We start from the raw sequence: 17,387 nt of genomic DNA, 5'->3' as shown, positions 1-17,387 counted from the left end.
GAGGAAAACATGAGACCTATCAAGACTTGCATGATCGCGGCCACTTTTGCGCTGAGCGCCGGCGCTGTCCTGGCCCAGGGAATCGACGACCCGACCCGGGCCGAATATTTCGAGGCCTTCAAGGGCAAGACGGTTGCCTATGTTCCCGTCGCCATGGGCTTCGACCTGACCGAAGGCTGGGCCGCGGGACTTAAGGAGGCGCTCGAGCCGCTCGGCGTCAAGTTCGAGATCCGCGATCCCAACTGGAGCACCGACGCGGGAGCCCAGGCAATCACGTCGCTGATCTCGGAGAAGCCAGACGTGCTGGTGGTCCACAATCCGGATGTCCAGTCCTATGCGCGGCTGCTGAAGAAGGCCGAAGAGGCCGGCATCTATGTCGTCCAGGTCAATATGCGCTCGAGCTATTCGACAGACGCCTTCATCGGCGCCGATTATGTCGGCATGGGCGGCCAGATCGCGGAGCGGCTGGTCGAGATATGCTCGCCCGCCAATGGCGGCAGCGGCAAGATCGCCGTCACCCAGGGCGTGTTGACGGCCGCGGCCAGCGCCTACCAGATGAAGGGCATCATGGATGTCCTGGCCGAGCATCCCGAGATCGAGCTGGTGTCCAACCAGGCCGCAGACTGGGACGCCACCAAGGCCCGCAACATTGCCGCGACCGTGATCCAGCAGCATCCGGACCTGTGCGCCATCGCCGGATTCTGGGACGTCATGGATGTCGGCACGGGTGCTGCGATCAAGGAATCGGGCAAGGATGTCTACCTGATCACCCAGGGCGGCGGAAACCAGTCGGCCTGCGACGGGCTCGAAAACGGCACCTATTCGGAGGTTGTGGTCTACAACGTCCCCGGCCAGGCCCGCGACATGGCCAACATGATCAAGCAGATGCTGCAGCTCAAGGCTGAGCCGGGCTCGATGAAGACCACGCTCTTCACCCAGCTCGAGTTCCTGACCAAGGACAACATGCAGCCGGGCTCCTGCTGGAAAATGCCGTCCCAGCAGTAGGCCTGCGACACCGGAACGGGACCGAAATCCCGTTCCGGCTCCCTTTTGCGAAAGATTCAACGACCATGTCCGTATCCGACACGCTCATGCGCTGGCGCTATCGTGCCGTGCCCGATCACCTCCTCGGCGAGATCCTGACCAAGCGCTGGATCGACAACGCCATTCCGGTTCTCATCCTGATGGCGGTGGTGACGGTGTTCGGCTCCGCGATCCCCGATTTCTTCGGCGCATCCAGCCTTGCCAACCTGCTCAGGCAGTGGGGAGAGTTCAGCCTGCTGGTGCTGGCGCTGATGATCGTGATGGTGGCAGGCGGCATCGACCTGAGCGTCGGCTCGACCTTCGCGCTCGGCAACATCGTGGCCCTGACCCTGATGTCGGTGGCGGAATGGACCATGCCGGCGGCCATTGCCGCGACCATCGCCTGCGGCGCGGCGGTGGGCCTCGTCAACGGTATCCTGGTCGGCTACCTCAGGCTGCGCGCCTTCCTGACGACCCTGGTGACGCTGATCATCGTGCGCGCCATCGTCGACATGCTGCTGCTGAAATATTCGGTCGCCATCGCCGGCGGCTTCATCGATTCCGACGCCTGGTACTATCTGGGGGAAGGCTTCCTGCTGGGCATGCCGTTCAGCGTCTTCATGACCCTTGTCATCGCCGCCATCCTGCATCTTGTTCTCAGCCGCACCCGTGCGGGATGGCACATTCTCGCCACCGGCGGATCCCGCCGTTCGTCCCACAATGTCGGCATTCCGGTCCGCCGGGTCGTCTGCATCACCTATGTCGTCTCCGGGGCGCTGTGTGCGCTCGCGGGCCTGCTGTTCGCCTCGCGGCTCGGCGGAGCGGGCGCCGATACCGGCATCGGACTCGAGATCACCGCGCTCACCGCCGCCGTGCTTGGCGGCAACAGTCTCGGCGGCGGCCGCGGCTCCGCCGTCAAGGCGCTGATTGGCGCGATCACCGTGATGATCATGGTCAATTCCATGGTGCGGCTCGGCGTGAGCAGCGGCGCCAACTCGCTGCTTCTGGGGCTGGTGCTGTTGGCTGCGGTGGCCATCGATGTGCGCTGGCTCAAGAACCGCCACAAGCTGTTGTCGAATGTCTATGTCTCGCCCACCTTCGCGCCGCTGCCGCCGGCGCCTGCGACCGAAGGAGACTCGCCCTATGCGCTCAACGACAAGCTGCGCCCGGTCGAGCTGATCGGCCTTGGCGCCATCGACGGACCCGAGGACGTCATCCTCGACGACGACGACCACATCTACGCCGGCAACCGCACCGGCGACATCGTCCGCTTCCTGGCCCCCGACTACAAGGAGCAGGAAATCTACGCCCATATCGGCGGCCGGCCGCTCGGCATGGCGTTCGCGCCCGACGGCGCGCTGCTGGTCTGCGTCGGCGGCATGGGGCTCTACCGCGTGACGAAGGACCGCGAGGTCGAGAAGCTGACGGACGAGACCAACCGCTCGCTGTTCACGATCATCGACGATTCCCGTTTGCGGCTGGCCGACGACCTCGACGTCGCGCCCGACGGGCGGATCTATTTCAGCGAGGCGACCGTGCGCTACGACATGCACGAATGGCCGGTCGACAGCCTGGAAGCGCGCGGCAACGGTCGCATCATCTGCTACGACCCGAATACCAACACCACGCAGACGATCCTGAAGAACCTGGTGTTTCCCAACGGCATCTGCATGACCCATGACGGCCAGTCGTTCCTGTTCGCCGAGACCTGGGCCTGCCGCGTCAGCCGCTATTATTTCGCCGGGCCGAAGAAGGGCAAGGTCGAGCCGGTGATCCCGAACCTGCCCGGCTATCCCGACAACATCAACCGGGCGTCGGACGGCACCTTCTGGCTGGCGCTGGTGGGCATGCGCACGCCTTCGGTGGACCTTTCGATGCGCATGCCGGGCTTCCGCAAGCGCATGGCCCGGCGCATCGCGCCCGACGAATGGCTCTATCCCAACATCAACACCGGTTGCGTAGTCCGCTTCGACGAGACCGGCCAAATTCTCGACGTGATGTGGGATCTGGGCGGCGAAAACCATCCGATGATCACCTCGATGCGCGAGCACAAGGGTCATCTCTATATCGGCGGCATTTCCAACAACCGCATCGGCCGGCTCAAGCTCGACGGCGCGGATACAGGCTGGACGGGGCCGAAATCCTATTGGGGGCGGACATGATCGGCGCGGTTCTGAGAGCCATCGACAATCTGACCGGGCGCGGCGACGCGGCGGTCACCGTCCCGGCGCTCGACGGCGCGTTGCGGCCGAACCGGCGGCTCGATGAGGCCAGGACGCGCTGGCCGCTTCCGGGCGTTGATGCAATTGCCGTGCTTTTCGGCTCCCCGGTTGCCTCAGCCGGCACCACGCTCTACCGGCTTGCGGATGGCACCGCCTGGCAGCCCTGGCGCAAATTCGACGGCCGCATCGCCTGCATCGCGGCCATCGGCGACGAGGGGCTCGCGGTCGTGCTCGAGACCGGCGACATCCTCATCGAGGGCGGTTCCTCCGAGGGGCGCAGCTACCGGGTTCCCGAAGGCCTGCGCTGCATCACCGCCATCGCCACCTCGCCGACCGCGATCTTTCTCGCCAACGGCTCGGCCACCAATCCTGCGCCGGATTGGCAGCTGGACCTGATGCAGCGCAACGCCTCGGGCAGCCTCTGGCGCATCGACCGCGACAGCGGCAAGGGCCGACGCCTCGCCGATGGGCTTGCCTGGCCGGCCGGACTGGCGCTGGACGGGAACAGCCTCGTGTTCAGCGAGGCCTGGAAGCACAGGCTGGCGCGCCTGCCGCTCACAGGCGGGGAGCCGGTGGCGGTCCATTCCGACCTGCCTGGGTATCCGGGCCGGTTGGCGCCCGCCGAAGACGGCGGCGCATGGCTGGCGATCTTCGCGCCGCGCAGCCAGCTCGTCGAATTCGTTCTGCGCGAGCGCGCCTACAAGACGCGGATGATCGCCGAGGTGCCGAGACCTTTCTGGATCGCGCCGTCCCTGCGCAGCGGGCGCAGCTTCTACGAACCGCTGCAGGGCGGCAGCGTCAAGCAGCTCGGCCTGCTCAAGCCCTGGGCGCCGGCTCTATCGGCCGGGCTCTGCGTGCGCCTCGACCGCGGATTCCAGCCCACAGCCAGCCTGCACAGCCGCGCCGATGGCGACACCCATGGCGTGACCGACATGGCCGAGCATCAGGGCCGCGTCTTCATCGCAGCCAGCGGCGACGGAGTCGTCGTCGCATGCGATGCCGGAACCGGTGAGGAAGGATCGCTCCGATGACCGTACTCTTGGAACTCAGAAACGGCACCAAGACCTATCGCGGCGTGCCCGCGGTAAAGGATGTCACCTTCACCCTCGAGGAGGGCGAGGTGCACGCGCTGCTGGGCGAAAACGGCGCCGGCAAGTCGACGCTCACCAAGATGCTCGCGGGCGTGGTGCAGCCGAGCGCCGGCGAGATCCTGCTCGACGGCAAGACTGTCGATCTGCCGACGCCGTCCGACGCGCTCAGGCGCGGCATCGCCATGGTCTACCAGGAGACCAGCCTGGTGCCGTCGCTGACCGTGGCGCAGAACATCTATCTCACCGACGACAAGCACTTTCACCGCCTGCGCGGCATCTACATCGCCGGCCAGCAATTCCTGCAGTCGCTGAACTTCCACGTCGACCCGACGGCGCTCGTCTCCAGCCTTGGCGCAGGCCAGAAGCAGATGGTCGAGATCGCCCGCGCCGTCCACCACAACGCCCGGGTCATCATCTTCGACGAGCCGACCGCGACGCTGACGCCCGAGGAAAAGCATCAGTTCTTCTCGCTGGTCGAGCGGCTCCGCAAGCGCGGCGTTTCGATCATCTTCATCAGCCACGCGCTCGAAGAGGCCCTGCAGATCTCCGACCGGCTCACGGTGATGCGCGACGGCGAACATGTGATCACCGACCGGACGGCCAATTTCGACCGCGAGAAGATCGTTCGGGCCATGGTCGGGCGCACGCTGTCGGACGAACTCTACGGCGCGCACGCTGAACGCAAGGTGCGCCGCGCCGGCGAGAAGGTGCTCAGCGTGCAGAACCTGTCGATGAACAACATCGTCCGCAACACCTCGTTCTCGATCTTCGCCGGCCAGATCACCGGCATGTTCGGGCTGATCGGATCGGGCCGCACGGAAGCCGCCAAGGTGATCGCCGGGGTGATGAAGCGCGACTTCTTCCACGGCGGCCAGGTGCGGCTGTTCGGCCGGCCGGTGCGCTACCGGGTACCGCGTCCGGCGGTGCGCGACGGCATCATCTATGTCACCGAGGATCGCAAGCTCGAGGGCTTCTTCGAAACCATGTCGATCGCCGAGAACATTCACCTGGGCGCGCTCGCGGGCGGACAGACCAAATCCTGGACGGTCAGCATCCGCGAGATGAAGGCGATCGCCCAACATTGGAGCGAGGCGCTGAGCGTGCGCGCGCTCGACAACGACACCCGCGTGATCGAACTGTCGGGCGGCAACCAGCAGAAGGTGGTCGTGGCCAAGGCGCTGGTGCAGAAGCCCAGGCTGGTGATCTTCGACGAACCCACGCGCGGGGTCGACGTCGGCGCCATCGCCGAGATCCACCAGCTCATCAACCGGCTCGCCGACGACGGTGTCGCGGTCCTCGTGATCTCCTCCTATCTGCCGGAAATCCTGCAGATCTCCGATCGCATCCTGGTCTGCCGCCAGGGCCGCATCGTCGAGGAGTTCGAAGGCCGCAAGGCCGACGAACACACGATCATGTACGCGGCGGTGCACTGATGGAGAGGCCACTCAAGACCACGAGGCCCGTGGCCCGGGTCCGGACGATCGAGGACATCGTGGCCATCGAAGGCCGCCCCTATGACGAGCTTGTCACCGCCAGGAACATCCACGACCTCTTCCGCGCCACCGCGTTTCACGCCGGCGACGCGAAGGCGCTGACGGTGCAGCGGTCGGAAGACCCGGACGGTGGGGCGGCGGTTCTCACCCACCGCGACCTGCTGTTGCAAGTCACGCGCGCGGCGAACCTGTTCCACAAAATGGGCCTGGCTCCCGGCAAGGGCGTGGCGGCGTTCCTGTCGCCGACGCTTCCCGAACTGCCGCCGTTGCTCTGGGGCGCGCAGGTGGCGGGCGCCGCCAGTTCGATCAATTATCTTCTCAGCCGCCACGCGATTTTCGATCTTCTCGACGCCGAGCAGGCCACCATCCTGGTCGTACCGGCCAGGGCCGTCGACGAGATGTGCTGGTCGAACGCGCTGGGCGCGCTCGAGGCGGTGCCGTCTCTGCGCCAGGTCATCGTCATCGGCGGCGACACCGAAGGCCTGAGCGGCTACATGCGGCTCGACGAAGCCCTCCAGAATTGCGACGGGGACGCACTCGCCTTCGAGGCGACTTCGGACCGCGACGCAATCTGCGCGCTGTTTCACACCGGCGGCACCACCGGACGGCCGAAACTGGTCCGCCTAACCCACGGCAACCACATCCACGCCGCCTTCGGTTTCGCCCAGGTTTTCGGCTATGACGAGGGCGACACCGTCATCAACGGCTTCCCGTTCTTCCATGTCGGCGGAACCATGACGGTCGGCCTTTCGGTCATTGCCGCGGGCGGTCATGTGATCGTGCCCTCGCCCTACGGCATGCGGCTTGCGCCGGTTGTCGAGCGCTACTGGGATATCGTCGTCCACCACAGGGCGACCGTGGTCGGCGGCGTACCCACCTCCATCGGGGCGGTCACCAATTCCTGGAAACCTGGCACGGACGTGTCATCCGTGCGGATGGCCGTCACCGGCGGCGCGGTCCTGCCCAAGGCAATCGGCACGCGGTTCACCGCCACCACCGGGATCCGGCTCTACGAGACTTATGGGATGACGGAGACGGCGGCAGCCATCGCCTTTAATCCCGGTTACGGGACTCCGGTTGCTGGCAGCGTGGGATTTCGCGCGCCCTTTTCCGAGACCCGGATCCTGCGGCTTCATTCCGACGAGCCCGAAATCTGCGCTCCCAACGAGAGCGGCATCGTCCAGGTGCGCGGGCCGCAGGTCTTTCCCGGCTATGTCGATCCCGCCCACAATCACGGCACGCTCGACGCCGACGGGTGGCTCACCACCGGCGATGTCGGCTATCTCGCGCCGGACCAGCGGCTGTTTCTCACCGGGCGGGAGAAGGACCTGATCGTCCGTAGCGGGCACAATATCGATCCGGCGGCGATCGAGGACGTCGCCAACCAGTTCGAGGGCGTCGAGATCAGCGCCGCAGTCGGCATGCCGGACCAGTATGCCGGCGAGGTGCCGGCCCTGTTCGTGGTCGCCACAGCCGGCGCGGAGCTGGACATGGCCGCGCTGCGCCAGCATCTGGAAACCCATGTTAACGAACGGCCAGCCTGGCCGAGGAGCATCATCATGATCGATGCCCTGCCGGTCACCGCCGTCGGCAAGCTGTTCAAGCCGGCGTTGCGCGACAGGGCGATTGCCGAGAAGGTTCGGCTGGAAGCGGAGCGGATTTGCGGCTCCTCCGTCGAGGTTCAGGCCGATGTGCGTCTGGATGAGCGGAAGCGAACGCGCGTGGAGGTGACGATTGCCGGCGCGACCGCCGAACAAGCCGGCGCCCTTGACGCGGCGCTGAAGCCGCTACCGCAAACCTACGAGATACGACGGACCCAGGGGAGCACTTAGGATGGAATCGGTCACGCTCGCCTACGAGGACGGCATTGCCGTTCTGACGCTGAACCGCCCCGAAAGCCTCAACGCCATGTCGCAGGCGATGATGAAGTCGCTGGACGGCCAGCTGGTGCATCTCGCCACGCTTCCGGGCCTTCGCGTGGTGATCCTCACCGGCGCCGGACGCGCCTTTTCCGCCGGCGGCGACCTGGTCGAATTCGAAGAGGCGCTCAGCACCGGCAAACAGACACTGCTCGACTATCTGCGCTACAACATGGGCGTGCTGCAACGCCTCGAGGACCTGCCGGTACCGGTGATCGCGGCGATCAACGGCACGGCCGTCGCCGGGGGCCTGGAGACACTGCTCTGTTGCGACATTCTCCTGGCCGCTCAGGGTGCGCTGATCGGAGACGGGCACACGCTCTACGGCGTGGTGCCGGCCGCCGGCGCCACCGTCCGGCTCGGCGAGCGTATATCGCATTCGCGGGCGTCCGACCTGTTTTACACCGCCAGGCTCGTCGAAGCGGAAACGCTCAGGGACTGGGGCCTGGTCAACGAAGTTGTCCCTCCAGAACAGCTGATGGCCCGGGCGCTGGAAATAGCCCGGAACATCAGCCACCGCAGCCCCGAGGCCGTCGCCCACATCAAGTTCCTGACCGGCAGCAGATCGCGTTCACCGGATCGTCAAGGCCGGATTGAAGCCGAACTCGAACGGTTCGCCCTGCATGTGGAAGGCAAAGACCTGGCCCGGGGCCTTACCGCCTTCAAGACAAAGCAACCGGCGCAGTACACTTAGGACGATTGTTCCCCGCTGGAGCCGGGAGCTCCAATCGCCGCATAGTTCACGTTCCGACTGACCTGAGATCCGAGTTCCCCCGGTTTTCGGGAGAGTTTTGGGCTTGTTGGCGCCGAGCTCTTCCCCGACCTCGTCGATCTAATAGATGTGCGTCAGCAGGAAGAAGGGATCGAGCCGCCCAGTTTCAATGGCCCCGATCTCCTCCCTGACCCCCCTTGCATAGACGGTGGCATTGCGTTCATGGGCATTGATGAGGCCGGGTCCGCGCCAATTCCAGAGCTGCATGTTGACCTGCCTCGGTCTGTCCTGATGATGGAAGGCGATGACGAGTTGCCCACTCGCGGGTGAGTTCCGCGGAGAGGTCGAGCGACTATTGCACCTCCACGATTCGCATCGCCAAGCTCTGCCAGTCTGCGACATCGAGCAACCGTTTCGCTGTGCGGCATTCAACAGCTTCGTCAGGCCAGGACGATCACGTCAAGAACGCTGCCTTCCTCATGAATCGGCATGGAGAATGGCGACTATCACCGGCATTCAACGCCCGCCACGCCTACAATCTGGATGGAGCAGGACTCAGCAGCACCGGATGAGCCCGAGCGGCAAGCACGATCATTTCGAGCTGCCCGATCTAATCCAAATCTGCGCTTTCTGCGGCCTCAAGCGTAGGGAGGCCGAAGACATTATCCGCGAGATGCATAAGCAAATCGAAAACTGACCGGCGCTTGCGGAGCAGGCCCGCGTAGCCGAGAAGACTGCGCAATCTGCGCGACGGGCCATGCGGCGGGGAATCATCATCCCAACCTAAGTGCTGGGGATGGGGCGCCAGCCAGCGGGCCGACGCGCAGATTCAATAAGACCGTCCTTTGTGCGTCCGACAAGCGCACGGCGCTCCAACTATCAGCCACCAGACCGAGGTGTATGGCCAAGGGTTCGTTTGAAGGCATGAGAAAAGGCGCTTTGTGAGCTGTAGCCCACTGCGGCGGCAACTGCCGCGACGGTCTGACCCGCATTGAGCTTTCGCTGCGCCAGAACCATGCGCCAGCGGGTGAGGTAGTCGAGCGGGGGGCGGCCGACACGCTCGGCGAAGCGCTGCGTGAAGGCCGAGCGCGACATGCCGACCGCCGACGCCAGCATCGGCACCGTCCAGCTGCGCGCGACATCGCCGTGCAACAGTCTGAGGGCCTTGCCGATTCGCGGGTCAGCCAGCGCGGTGATCCAGCCTGTACTGGTTGTCGGACTGGTGGCCACGAAAGCGCGGACTGCTGCGACGACGAGGATTTCGGCCAGCCGCTCGGCGACGAGGGAACCACCTAGTTCCGCGCTACCGATCTCCGTCCTCAGAAATCTCAGCGTCTTTGAAACAACCTCGGCAGTGGAGGAGGTCCGGTCGACGCGCAGAAACCTCGGAAGCGCATCCAGAACGAACGCGGCGCTGCCATCCGCAAAGCCGCTGCCACCGCCCATCAAGGCCGTCTCGTCTCCAGTGCCAAGGCGTACCATGTCGTGTCCCGGCAAAGCGTAGAGGGGCATGCCGTCGATCGGTTCGACCGCCGGGTCACTTGCCACCGTGTAGCGCGTGTTGCTGAGGAGAACGACATCGCCTTCCACAAGCGCTTCCGGCGAATAATCCGGAAGCAGAAGCCAGCATCGGCCTCGTGTGACGGCGACGAACTTCAACCGCATTCGCCCATCGAAGGCGAGCGCCCACTCTCCCGCCGCTTCGAGGCCGGTCCCGCGCACGCTCTGCGCGCCGAGCGCCGCAAGAACGTCGGAGAATGGATCGGGGGCGATTTCGGAGAATCTCGACAAAGACATGGCCATCTCAGCATAGATCATCCGACTGGCAACGCATAGGTCTAGCTTCTCACTCAGAAGACGGAGCCTATACCATGACCATAGAGAACAAGATCGTCGCCATCACCGGAGCAGGACGCGGCATCGGCCGGGCGACAGCTCTTCATCTTGCCGCGCGCGGCGCGCGGCTTGTGCTCGGCGCGCGCAGCGAAGCTGAGATTGCCGCAGTGGCTGGAGAGATCGAAGCGGCGGGCGGCGAAGCCATCCATCTGGCAATCGACGTCACCAGACGCGCGGATCTGGACGCGCTGGTCAACCTTGCCTGCGAGCGTTTCGGGCGGCTTGATGTCATCGTCAACAATGCCGGCATCGGTCCGCTCTCGCGTTTCGACGCTGTAAAGGTCGATGACTGGGACGCCATGATCGACGTGAATCTGAAGGGCGCGCTGTACGGCATCGCTGCGGCGTTGCCGGTGTTTGGTCGCCAGGACAGCGGGCACGTTGTCAACGTTATCTCGACGGCCGGCATCAAGATCGTGCCGACAATGGGCGTCTACGCCGCGACCAAGAACGCACTTCGCACCGCCACCGAAGCCCTGCGGCAGGAATCGGGCCCAAACCTGCGCGTGACGGAAATATCGCCAGGGTTCATCGACACGACCTTCGCGGATGCCGCCATAGCCGATCCGGACATCAGGGCGGCGATCCTGAAGCGCAAGCAAGAGCTTGCCATTTCCCCGGACGCGATCGCGCGCGCGATAGCCTTCGCAATCGACCAACCCGGTGACGTCGAGATCGGCAGCATCGTGGTGCGCCCGACTGCGCAGGATTAATGATAAAGAAGGAAATCCGGCGCTGCCGCCGCATGCGGTCCACAGGCATTCGGCTCCACTTAAAGCCCCGGAGCGCTTACAGGGGCTGTTCTCGGGAGTGGCGGTGCACGAACACCTGACCTTCGAGCAGTTTACGCGCGGTGCGGGAATAGCTTGCTTCGCGCACCGTGCCATCCGCGGCAATGCTGATCCTGACCGGGAAGACGCCGCTCGGGTGCCCGATCTTGACCACATCGCCGTGTATCGGCGACGAAAGTCCGGCCAGAACCGTACCGGGCAAGACCGCCGCCGCCGCAGTGCAAATCGCCGTGGTCGACGCATAGGCCTTGTGCAGGCTTGGTGGCGGACCCGCAACCTGCCGCGCCACGAACGAGACATCCTCGGCGCGAATTGGCGCTTTCGTGAGCTCCGTTTGATAGTCAGTGGCAGGGATGACCGCCACAGCCGAGGGAAAACTGGAATCTTCGGGTAGGCCGCTGGCCACTGCGGCGACCTTTCTGATCGCCAGGAAGCGGTTCATCTGCTCCTGTGAAAGCCCCGCCGGCCCCTCTGTCCCTTTGATTCCGACAACCTCGGCGCGGAAGAAGCAGGCTGCCTTGCCGATGTCCACGATCGACATCTCGACATGCTCCCCGAGCTCGGGCACGTACAGGGTGTCGCGAAGATTGCCCGTGGGCAGCAACGCCCCGGTGCTCGCGCCAATCGTTCGGGAATAATCCATCCTGACTTCGGCGCCATAGCCCGGTACGCCCGAAATCGCGAAGCTGCCGCGCACTCGCGGCATGCCATTCAGGGTGGGGACGATCGCGGTCAGGATTTGCCGCGTGTTGGTATTGTAGATCCGCACCGTGGTTTCAGGGTCGCTCGCCCGCACGAAACCGGCCTCGATGGCATAGGCCCCGACCGCTGAAGACAGGTTGCCGCAGTTCGCGCCATAGCCGAGGGTCGGCTTGTCGATGCCGACCTGAATGAACTCATAGGTGACATCCGCGTCGAACGCCCGGCCCGGCCCGATCACGCACACCTTGCTGGTCAGGATGTCGGCGCCGCCGATGCCGTCGATCTGCCTCGGATCGGGAGAGCCGAGCGCAGAGAGGATGAAGGCCTCGCGCTGGAACCGATCCAGCGGCAGATCGGCCTCATTGAAGAACACGCCCTTGCTTGTGCCGCCGCGCATGAGCGTGACCTTGGCCGACAGCAATTCGGCGTCATCACGAAGTTCTGGCATGATTGGCTTCTCCGACATGTTCAACCCATTTCTATGGCAATAAGCCCGCTTGCGGCATTGCGTGAGGCGCGCCCTCCGAGTCCCTTCACTGACGGCCGCCGCGGTACATCAGCCCCGCCCCGAGGACTACCATTCCGATCCGGCTGATATGGCTGACCACCACGAAGGACACCTCCACATTGAGCGCCAGCGCAACGAGGCTCATCTCCGCAAGACCGCCCGGGGCGAAGGCCAGAAGTATGCCCTCGATGGGCACGTCGATGATAAACTGCAGCGGCACGGCAAAGACCAGCGCGACACCGAGCAGGATCAAGGTGCTTCCCGCCGATGTCATCAGGATTTGCAGGATCCGCCGGGGCTGCGTTCCGGCAAAACGGCATCCGACGGTCGTGCCCAGCACAACCTGCGCCGCAGCGATGATGGCGCTCGGGACCACGAAACCCGACGTGCCGCTCCAGTGCAGGGCCGAACTCACCAGCATCGGGCCAATCAGATATGGGGCCGGCAGCCGTATCAGCCGCCCTATGACGGCGCCGGCGACGATGGCTCCGAGGAAATAGCCGACATCGATGAGCGCCATGTCGGCAAACGGCCGCCACTTCGCACCAAGACCGCCGGTATCGGTTCCCGTCAGCAACGTCATCAGCGCCGGCAGGCAAAGCACCACAAGAAAGATGCGCGAGGCATGCATCAGCGCAATGGTGCGCTCGTCCCCGCCTCGCTCGGAGCCCAGCAGCACCATGTCGACAAGACCGCCCGGCATGGCCGAGAAATACGCTGTCGCCCTATCCAGATGCATCAGGCGCCGGAGGTAGAGATTGCACAGCACGGCCGAGATCAGCAGGTAGAACGCCAGCGCTATGAGGGCAGGCCACCACTGCACGGCGCTTTCGAGCGTATGCGGCCCGAACTGCGAACCGAGCATCGCACCCAGCACGGCCGACATCGGCGGGCGCGCAAGCGGTTCACCTTTCACAGGCAGCCGCAGGATCGAGGCCAGCCCGGTGGCCGTCATCGCGCCCAGCATCCATGGCAGCGGCATGCCGGTGTAGGCGAACACCGCTCCGCCGCAAGCGCCGATCGCCAGCGCCAGCGCGAAGGTCGGGCGCATCCCGCCGGCCGCCGGGGCCGTCATGCCGCGCTTTGGTCGTTGAGGTGGCAGGCCGAGCGGTGTCCGGGCGCAATCTCGCGCGTGGCCGGCGCCTCTGTCCTGCAGCGCTCGAAGGCAAAGGGACAGCGCGGGTGAAAGTGGCAGCCTTTCGGCGGGTTCAACGGACTTGGCAACTCGCCTTTCATCGCTGCGAACCGCCGTTTTCCCGGACGGATGCGCGGCACCTCGGCCAGAAGCTGCTGGGTGTAGGGATGGTTCGGCCGGGCGAACACTTCCTCGACCGGCGCTTCCTCGATCACCCGGCCGAGATACATGATGGCGACGCGATCGGAGATGTGCTCGACCACTCCCAGATCGTGACTGACGAACAGATAGGTCAGGTCGAGTTGTTCCCGCAGGTCCATGAAGAGATTGAGGATCTGTGCCTGGATCGAGACATCGAGCGCGGCGACGCTTTCGTCGCAGACGAGAAAGTCCGGCTGCACCGCCAGCGCGCGGGCGATGTTCACCCGGGCCCGCTGACCGCCCGAAAACTGGTGCGGCAGACGCCGCTTCATCGTCGGGTCGAACCCCGCCTTGCGCAGGTAGTCGTCGACATACTCGCCAACTGGCCCCTTGATGAGCCCATGGATCTTCGGTGCTTCGGCAACCAGCGTCTCCACGTTCATGCGCGGATTGAGCGCCGCCATGGGGTTCTGGAAGATCATCTGCGCCTTGAGGTCGGCGTCGCGCAGGCGACGACCCCGGAACCCGTTGCGATCCTCGCCCTCCCACAGGACCGTCCCTTCCGAAGGCTGCAGGATCCCGGCGGCGATTCGCCCCAAAGTTGACTTGCCGCAACCGCTCTCGCCGACAAGGCCAAGGACCTCGCCGCGGCGGATAGAGAGGTCCACCCGGTCAAGCGCGTGCACGACCGGCGCGGGCTTGGCCGCTCCCAGGGCGATGGCGATCCGCGCAGCAAGGTCTGGACTGCTGCCAAAGCGCCGCGAAATCTGTCGCAACTCGAGCAACGGCCGTTCGGCGCCGTATGCCGCGGCGTTAGCGCGTTCCTGTGTCATGCTCATCGCAGAGCCTCCTCATGGGGGTGGAAGCAGCGATGATAGCTGTCCTCATCGCCAAACCGTCCCGGGCGCTGGACGCAGGCCGCGGTGGCGCGCGCGCACCGGGTGCGGAAGGCGCAACCCTCCGGCATATTGATCAGGCTCGGCGTCACGCCAGGGATCTGCGTCAGCCGCGTCCCACGGCTATTCTCCGACGGAACGGATTGGATCAGGCCCCGGGTGTAGGGATGGCGCGGGCGCTCCAGCACCTCGGCAATCCCGCCCGCTTCCACGATGCGGCCGCCATACATGACCGCGATGCGGTCAGCGAGGCCGGAAACGATCGCAAGGTCATGGGTGATCCAGATCACGGCAGTGCCACTATCCTCCGTCAACTTCTGGAACTCAGAGATGATCTGCGCCTGAATCGTCACATCGAGCGCGGTGGTCGGCTCGTCGGCGACGATGAGGTCTGGGCGGTGCAGGAAGGCGATCGCAATCGCCACGCGCTGCCGCATCCCGCCGGACAACTGGTGTGGATAGGCATCGAGCCGTTCTTCGGGGCTGGGCATCCCGACGAGACCCAGCGCGTCGCGCGCCCTTGCCCGCGCTTCGGCCTTGCCGATTTTTTCATGAGCGTGCAGGGCTTCGGTCATCTGGGTGCCGACGCGCAACACCGGATTGAGCGTCATCATCGGATCCTGGAACACCATAGCGATCCGTCTGCCGCGCAGCGAGCGGCGGGTTTCCACGCTCGCCTTGGCAAGATCGCTACCGTCAAAGATGATCTGCCCCTCGGCGATCTTGCCCGGCCAGTCAACCAGACCCATGATGGAAAAGCCGGTGACGCTCTTTCCGGACCCGCTTTCGCCAACCAGTCCAAGCACCTCGCCGCGGGCGAGCTGGAACGAAACATCGTCCACAGCCCGCAGGCCCGTGCCGGCGCCGCCGGGAAACGTCGTCACAAGGTTCCGAACATCGAGCAGCGCGGTCATCGGGCATTCCTCGGGTTGAGAACATCGCGGAGCCGGTCGCCCACGAGGTTGATGGACACAATGGTGATCAGCAGCGCGATTCCGGGATAGAAGCTGATCCAGTAGAGCCCCGAGAGCAGGTACTGGTAGCCATTTGCAATCAGCATCCCCAGCGAGGGCTGCGTGACCGAGGCCCCAAGTCCGAGGAACGACAGCGTCGCCTCGAGCCCGATGGCGCGCGCCACCTGCATGGTCGCGATCACGATGATCGGCGCGAGGCAGTTGGGCAGAAGATGCCGCAAGAGCACCCGGTGACCGGGAATGCGGAGGCAGCGCGCCGCCTCGATATATTCCTTCTCCCGCTCCACCAGCGCCGTACCGCGGGCCGTGCGCGCATAGGTCGCCCATTCGGCAACGATGATCGCCAGCACCACGTTGGTCACGCCGTTGCCGAGGATGGCGAGCACCATCAGCGCCATCAAGATCGTCGGGAACGAGAGCTGCAGGTCGACCAGGCGCATCATGAAGCCCTCGGTACGGCCGCCCACATAGGCCGCCATCAGCCCGAGAGTCGTTCCGATCAGAGCCGCAGCGATGGCCGATGCCAGGCCGACGATGAGCGAGGTGCGCAGACCGTACATGATGCCCGACAGGATATCGCGTCCCTGCCCGTCCGTGCCCAGGATGTAGGGCACGCCGGAGAAGCTCTCGGAACCAGGCGGCAGACGGCTGTCGAGGATGTCGAGCTGCATCAGGTCAAAGGGATTCTGCGGCGACAGCCACGGTGCGAAAATCGCAACGAAAAGCACGATCAACAGCCCCAGAGCGCCGACAACGGCCGCCGGCGCGGAGAAAAACCGCAACAGCGCCGGCCAGATCGACCGCGACGCGCTGGCGCCGGCGGAGCCGGCCGCGGTTGGCGGGTTGCCGTGGGGGTCGGCAACGGGGACGGAGTTGGAGTCCATGGCGCCTATCCCTTTCCGTCTAGCCGGACGCGCGGGTCCAGCAGGGTGTAGCAGATGTCAATGATGAAGTTCAGCGACACGAAGAGCACGACCATCATCATCAGGTAGGCGACGATCACCGGCCGATCGAGCAGGTTGATGCTGTCGATGATCAGCTTGCCCATGCCCGGCCAGCCGAAGATGCTTTCCGTCACCACCGAAAATGCGATCAGCGAACCGAATTCCAGCCCGATGATGGTCACCACCGGGATCATCAGATTCTTCAGGATGTGGACGAAGATGATTCTGTTCTCCCGCAGCCCCTTGGCGCGGGCAAACTTCACATAGTCCTGCATCACGACCTCCTGGACGCCGGCGCGCGTGAGGCGCAGGATCAGCGAGGTCTTGAACAGCGCGAGGTTGAGCGCCGGCAGGAAAAGATGCGCCAGACCGTCCGCGGTCAGGAACGACCAGCGCGCCCCGAACAGCAGTTCCGTCTCCCCGCGCCCGTTCGAGGGCAGCCAGCCAAGCTGAACGGCAAACAGCAGGATGAACATCAGCCCCACCCAGAATGTCGGCAGCGAGAAGCCGAGGATCGAGCCCGTCATGATGATTTTCGACGACACCCGGTTGGGGTAGAGGCCGGCATAAAGTCCCAGCGGCAACCCCACCACGATGGCGATCAGCATGGCGCACAGCGCCAGTTCCAGTGTGGCCGGCAGACGCTCGACAATCACGTCGAGCGCCGGTTTCGAATAGACGAAACTGTCGCCGAAATCGCCCTGAGCCAGTCCGTGCAGAAAGCTCAGATATTGCTGCCACAACGGCCGATCCAGGCCCAGACTCTCGACCACCCGAAGCCGCTCCGCCTGGTTCAGGTCGGGGTTGATCAGGATGTCGACCGGATTGCCGATGACATTGACGCCGATGAAAACGATCAGCGTCATCGCGAAGATCACGAATCCGGCCTGTATCGCACGTCTGATGAGGGAGGTTATCATGGCTGCCTGCTTTCTGGCTC

At 64.8% G+C, this 17,387-nt stretch carries 15 protein-coding genes; 7 read left to right on the top strand and 8 right to left on the bottom strand.

Annotation, left to right across the window (positions count from 1 at the left end):
- Window positions 1–9: 9 nt before the first annotated feature.
- The 6 genes from LL06_RS02085 (at window position 10) to LL06_RS02060 (ending at window position 8,442) form a co-directional block, all read left to right on the top strand.
- Entirely contained in the window at window positions 10–1,005 is a 996-nt protein-coding gene (locus tag LL06_RS02085; protein WP_052161121.1) for a sugar ABC transporter substrate-binding protein, read from the top strand.
- A 65-nt stretch (window positions 1,006–1,070) separates the two neighbouring features.
- On the top strand, window positions 1,071–3,185 hold the full coding sequence (locus LL06_RS02080; RefSeq protein ID WP_035521591.1) for an SMP-30/gluconolactonase/LRE family protein: 2,115 nt from the start codon (window positions 1,071–1,073) through the stop codon (window positions 3,183–3,185).
- A complete protein-coding gene (locus LL06_RS02075; RefSeq protein WP_035521752.1) occupies window positions 3,182–4,276 on the top strand; it encodes a hypothetical protein in 1,095 nt (364 codons plus the stop codon). Before LL06_RS02080 ends, LL06_RS02075 begins: the two co-directional genes overlap by 4 nt.
- Window positions 4,273–5,769, top strand: a complete 1,497-nt coding sequence (locus tag LL06_RS02070) for a sugar ABC transporter ATP-binding protein (RefSeq protein ID WP_035521589.1) — start codon at window positions 4,273–4,275, stop codon at window positions 5,767–5,769. The genes LL06_RS02075 and LL06_RS02070 overlap by 4 nt, the downstream gene beginning before the upstream one ends.
- Window positions 5,769–7,661 carry an AMP-binding protein gene (locus tag LL06_RS02065; protein ID WP_035521587.1) on the top strand — a complete coding sequence of 631 codons (1,893 nt, stop codon included), beginning with the start codon at window positions 5,769–5,771 and terminating at the stop codon, window positions 7,659–7,661. Before LL06_RS02070 ends, LL06_RS02065 begins: the two co-directional genes overlap by 1 nt.
- A gap of 1 nt (window position 7,662) precedes the next feature.
- Window positions 7,663–8,442 (top strand): enoyl-CoA hydratase/isomerase family protein, encoded by a 780-nt coding sequence (locus tag LL06_RS02060; RefSeq protein ID WP_035521585.1) that lies wholly within the window; start codon window positions 7,663–7,665, stop codon window positions 8,440–8,442.
- A gap of 138 nt (window positions 8,443–8,580) precedes the next feature.
- Here the strand turns inward: LL06_RS02060 and LL06_RS27590 are convergent, their stop codons facing one another.
- Together LL06_RS27590 and LL06_RS02050 are read right to left on the bottom strand one after the other, a co-directional pair.
- On the bottom strand, window positions 8,581–8,727 hold the full coding sequence (locus tag LL06_RS27590) for a hypothetical protein (protein WP_161784918.1): 147 nt from the start codon (window positions 8,725–8,727) through the stop codon (window positions 8,581–8,583).
- Window positions 8,728–9,339: 612 nt separating this feature from the next.
- On the bottom strand, window positions 9,340–10,278 hold the full coding sequence (locus LL06_RS02050) for an AraC family transcriptional regulator (protein WP_035521582.1): 939 nt from the start codon (window positions 10,276–10,278) through the stop codon (window positions 9,340–9,342).
- A 53-nt stretch (window positions 10,279–10,331) separates the two neighbouring features.
- Between LL06_RS02050 and LL06_RS02045 the strand changes: the two genes are divergently transcribed.
- A complete protein-coding gene (locus tag LL06_RS02045) occupies window positions 10,332–11,069 on the top strand; it encodes an SDR family oxidoreductase (RefSeq protein ID WP_035521580.1) in 738 nt (245 codons plus the stop codon).
- A gap of 76 nt (window positions 11,070–11,145) precedes the next feature.
- On the opposite strand, the gene LL06_RS02040 is transcribed toward LL06_RS02045, so the two are convergent.
- From LL06_RS02040 to LL06_RS02015, 6 genes are all read right to left on the bottom strand, one after another.
- Window positions 11,146–12,297 (bottom strand): PrpF domain-containing protein, encoded by a 1,152-nt coding sequence (locus LL06_RS02040; RefSeq protein ID WP_161784917.1) that lies wholly within the window; start codon window positions 12,295–12,297, stop codon window positions 11,146–11,148.
- An 85-nt stretch (window positions 12,298–12,382) separates the two neighbouring features.
- Window positions 12,383–13,408 (bottom strand): AbrB family transcriptional regulator, encoded by a 1,026-nt coding sequence (locus tag LL06_RS02035; RefSeq protein WP_035521578.1) that lies wholly within the window; start codon window positions 13,406–13,408, stop codon window positions 12,383–12,385.
- A gap of 20 nt (window positions 13,409–13,428) precedes the next feature.
- Window positions 13,429–14,472 carry an ABC transporter ATP-binding protein gene (locus LL06_RS02030; RefSeq protein WP_052161117.1) on the bottom strand — a complete coding sequence of 348 codons (1,044 nt, stop codon included), beginning with the start codon at window positions 14,470–14,472 and terminating at the stop codon, window positions 13,429–13,431.
- A complete protein-coding gene (locus LL06_RS02025) occupies window positions 14,469–15,443 on the bottom strand; it encodes an ABC transporter ATP-binding protein (protein WP_035521576.1) in 975 nt (324 codons plus the stop codon). Before LL06_RS02025 ends, LL06_RS02030 begins: the two co-directional genes overlap by 4 nt.
- Entirely contained in the window at window positions 15,440–16,387 is a 948-nt protein-coding gene (locus LL06_RS02020) for an ABC transporter permease (protein WP_201772291.1), read from the bottom strand. The genes LL06_RS02025 and LL06_RS02020 overlap by 4 nt, the downstream gene beginning before the upstream one ends.
- A gap of 5 nt (window positions 16,388–16,392) precedes the next feature.
- Window positions 16,393–17,367, bottom strand: a complete 975-nt coding sequence (locus LL06_RS02015) for an ABC transporter permease (RefSeq protein WP_035521574.1) — start codon at window positions 17,365–17,367, stop codon at window positions 16,393–16,395.
- Window positions 17,368–17,387: the final 20 nt, after the last annotated feature.

It is taken from the genome of Hoeflea sp. BAL378 (assembly GCF_000759435.1).
GTDB lineage: Bacteria > Pseudomonadota > Alphaproteobacteria > Rhizobiales > Rhizobiaceae > Hoeflea.
This window is presented reverse-complemented; position numbering and strand designations above follow the sequence as displayed.

What these genes read in the sequence shown, in the direction of transcription:
- LL06_RS02030 (WP_052161117.1), bottom strand. Translation starts at nt 14,472, where the DNA reads ATGAGCATGACACAGGAACGCGCTAACGCCGCGGCATACGGCGCCGAA.
- LL06_RS27590 (WP_161784918.1), bottom strand. Translation starts at nt 8,727, where the DNA reads ATGCAGCTCTGGAATTGGCGCGGACCCGGCCTCATCAATGCCCATGAA.
- LL06_RS02015 (WP_035521574.1), bottom strand. Translation starts at nt 17,367, where the DNA reads ATGATAACCTCCCTCATCAGACGTGCGATACAGGCCGGATTCGTGATC.
- LL06_RS02045 (WP_035521580.1), top strand. Translation starts at nt 10,332, where the DNA reads ATGACCATAGAGAACAAGATCGTCGCCATCACCGGAGCAGGACGCGGC.
- LL06_RS02035 (WP_035521578.1), bottom strand. Translation starts at nt 13,408, where the DNA reads ATGCGCCCGACCTTCGCGCTGGCGCTGGCGATCGGCGCTTGCGGCGGA.
- LL06_RS02070 (WP_035521589.1), top strand. Translation starts at nt 4,273, where the DNA reads ATGACCGTACTCTTGGAACTCAGAAACGGCACCAAGACCTATCGCGGC.
- LL06_RS02080 (WP_035521591.1), top strand. Translation starts at nt 1,071, where the DNA reads ATGTCCGTATCCGACACGCTCATGCGCTGGCGCTATCGTGCCGTGCCC.
- LL06_RS02050 (WP_035521582.1), bottom strand. Translation starts at nt 10,278, where the DNA reads ATGATCTATGCTGAGATGGCCATGTCTTTGTCGAGATTCTCCGAAATC.
- LL06_RS02060 (WP_035521585.1), top strand. Translation starts at nt 7,663, where the DNA reads ATGGAATCGGTCACGCTCGCCTACGAGGACGGCATTGCCGTTCTGACG.
- LL06_RS02020 (WP_201772291.1), bottom strand. Translation starts at nt 16,387, where the DNA reads ATGGACTCCAACTCCGTCCCCGTTGCCGACCCCCACGGCAACCCGCCA.
- LL06_RS02040 (WP_161784917.1), bottom strand. Translation starts at nt 12,297, where the DNA reads ATGCCAGAACTTCGTGATGACGCCGAATTGCTGTCGGCCAAGGTCACG.
- LL06_RS02025 (WP_035521576.1), bottom strand. Translation starts at nt 15,443, where the DNA reads ATGACCGCGCTGCTCGATGTTCGGAACCTTGTGACGACGTTTCCCGGC.
- LL06_RS02065 (WP_035521587.1), top strand. Translation starts at nt 5,769, where the DNA reads ATGGAGAGGCCACTCAAGACCACGAGGCCCGTGGCCCGGGTCCGGACG.
- LL06_RS02075 (WP_035521752.1), top strand. Translation starts at nt 3,182, where the DNA reads ATGATCGGCGCGGTTCTGAGAGCCATCGACAATCTGACCGGGCGCGGC.
- LL06_RS02085 (WP_052161121.1), top strand. Translation starts at nt 10, where the DNA reads ATGAGACCTATCAAGACTTGCATGATCGCGGCCACTTTTGCGCTGAGC.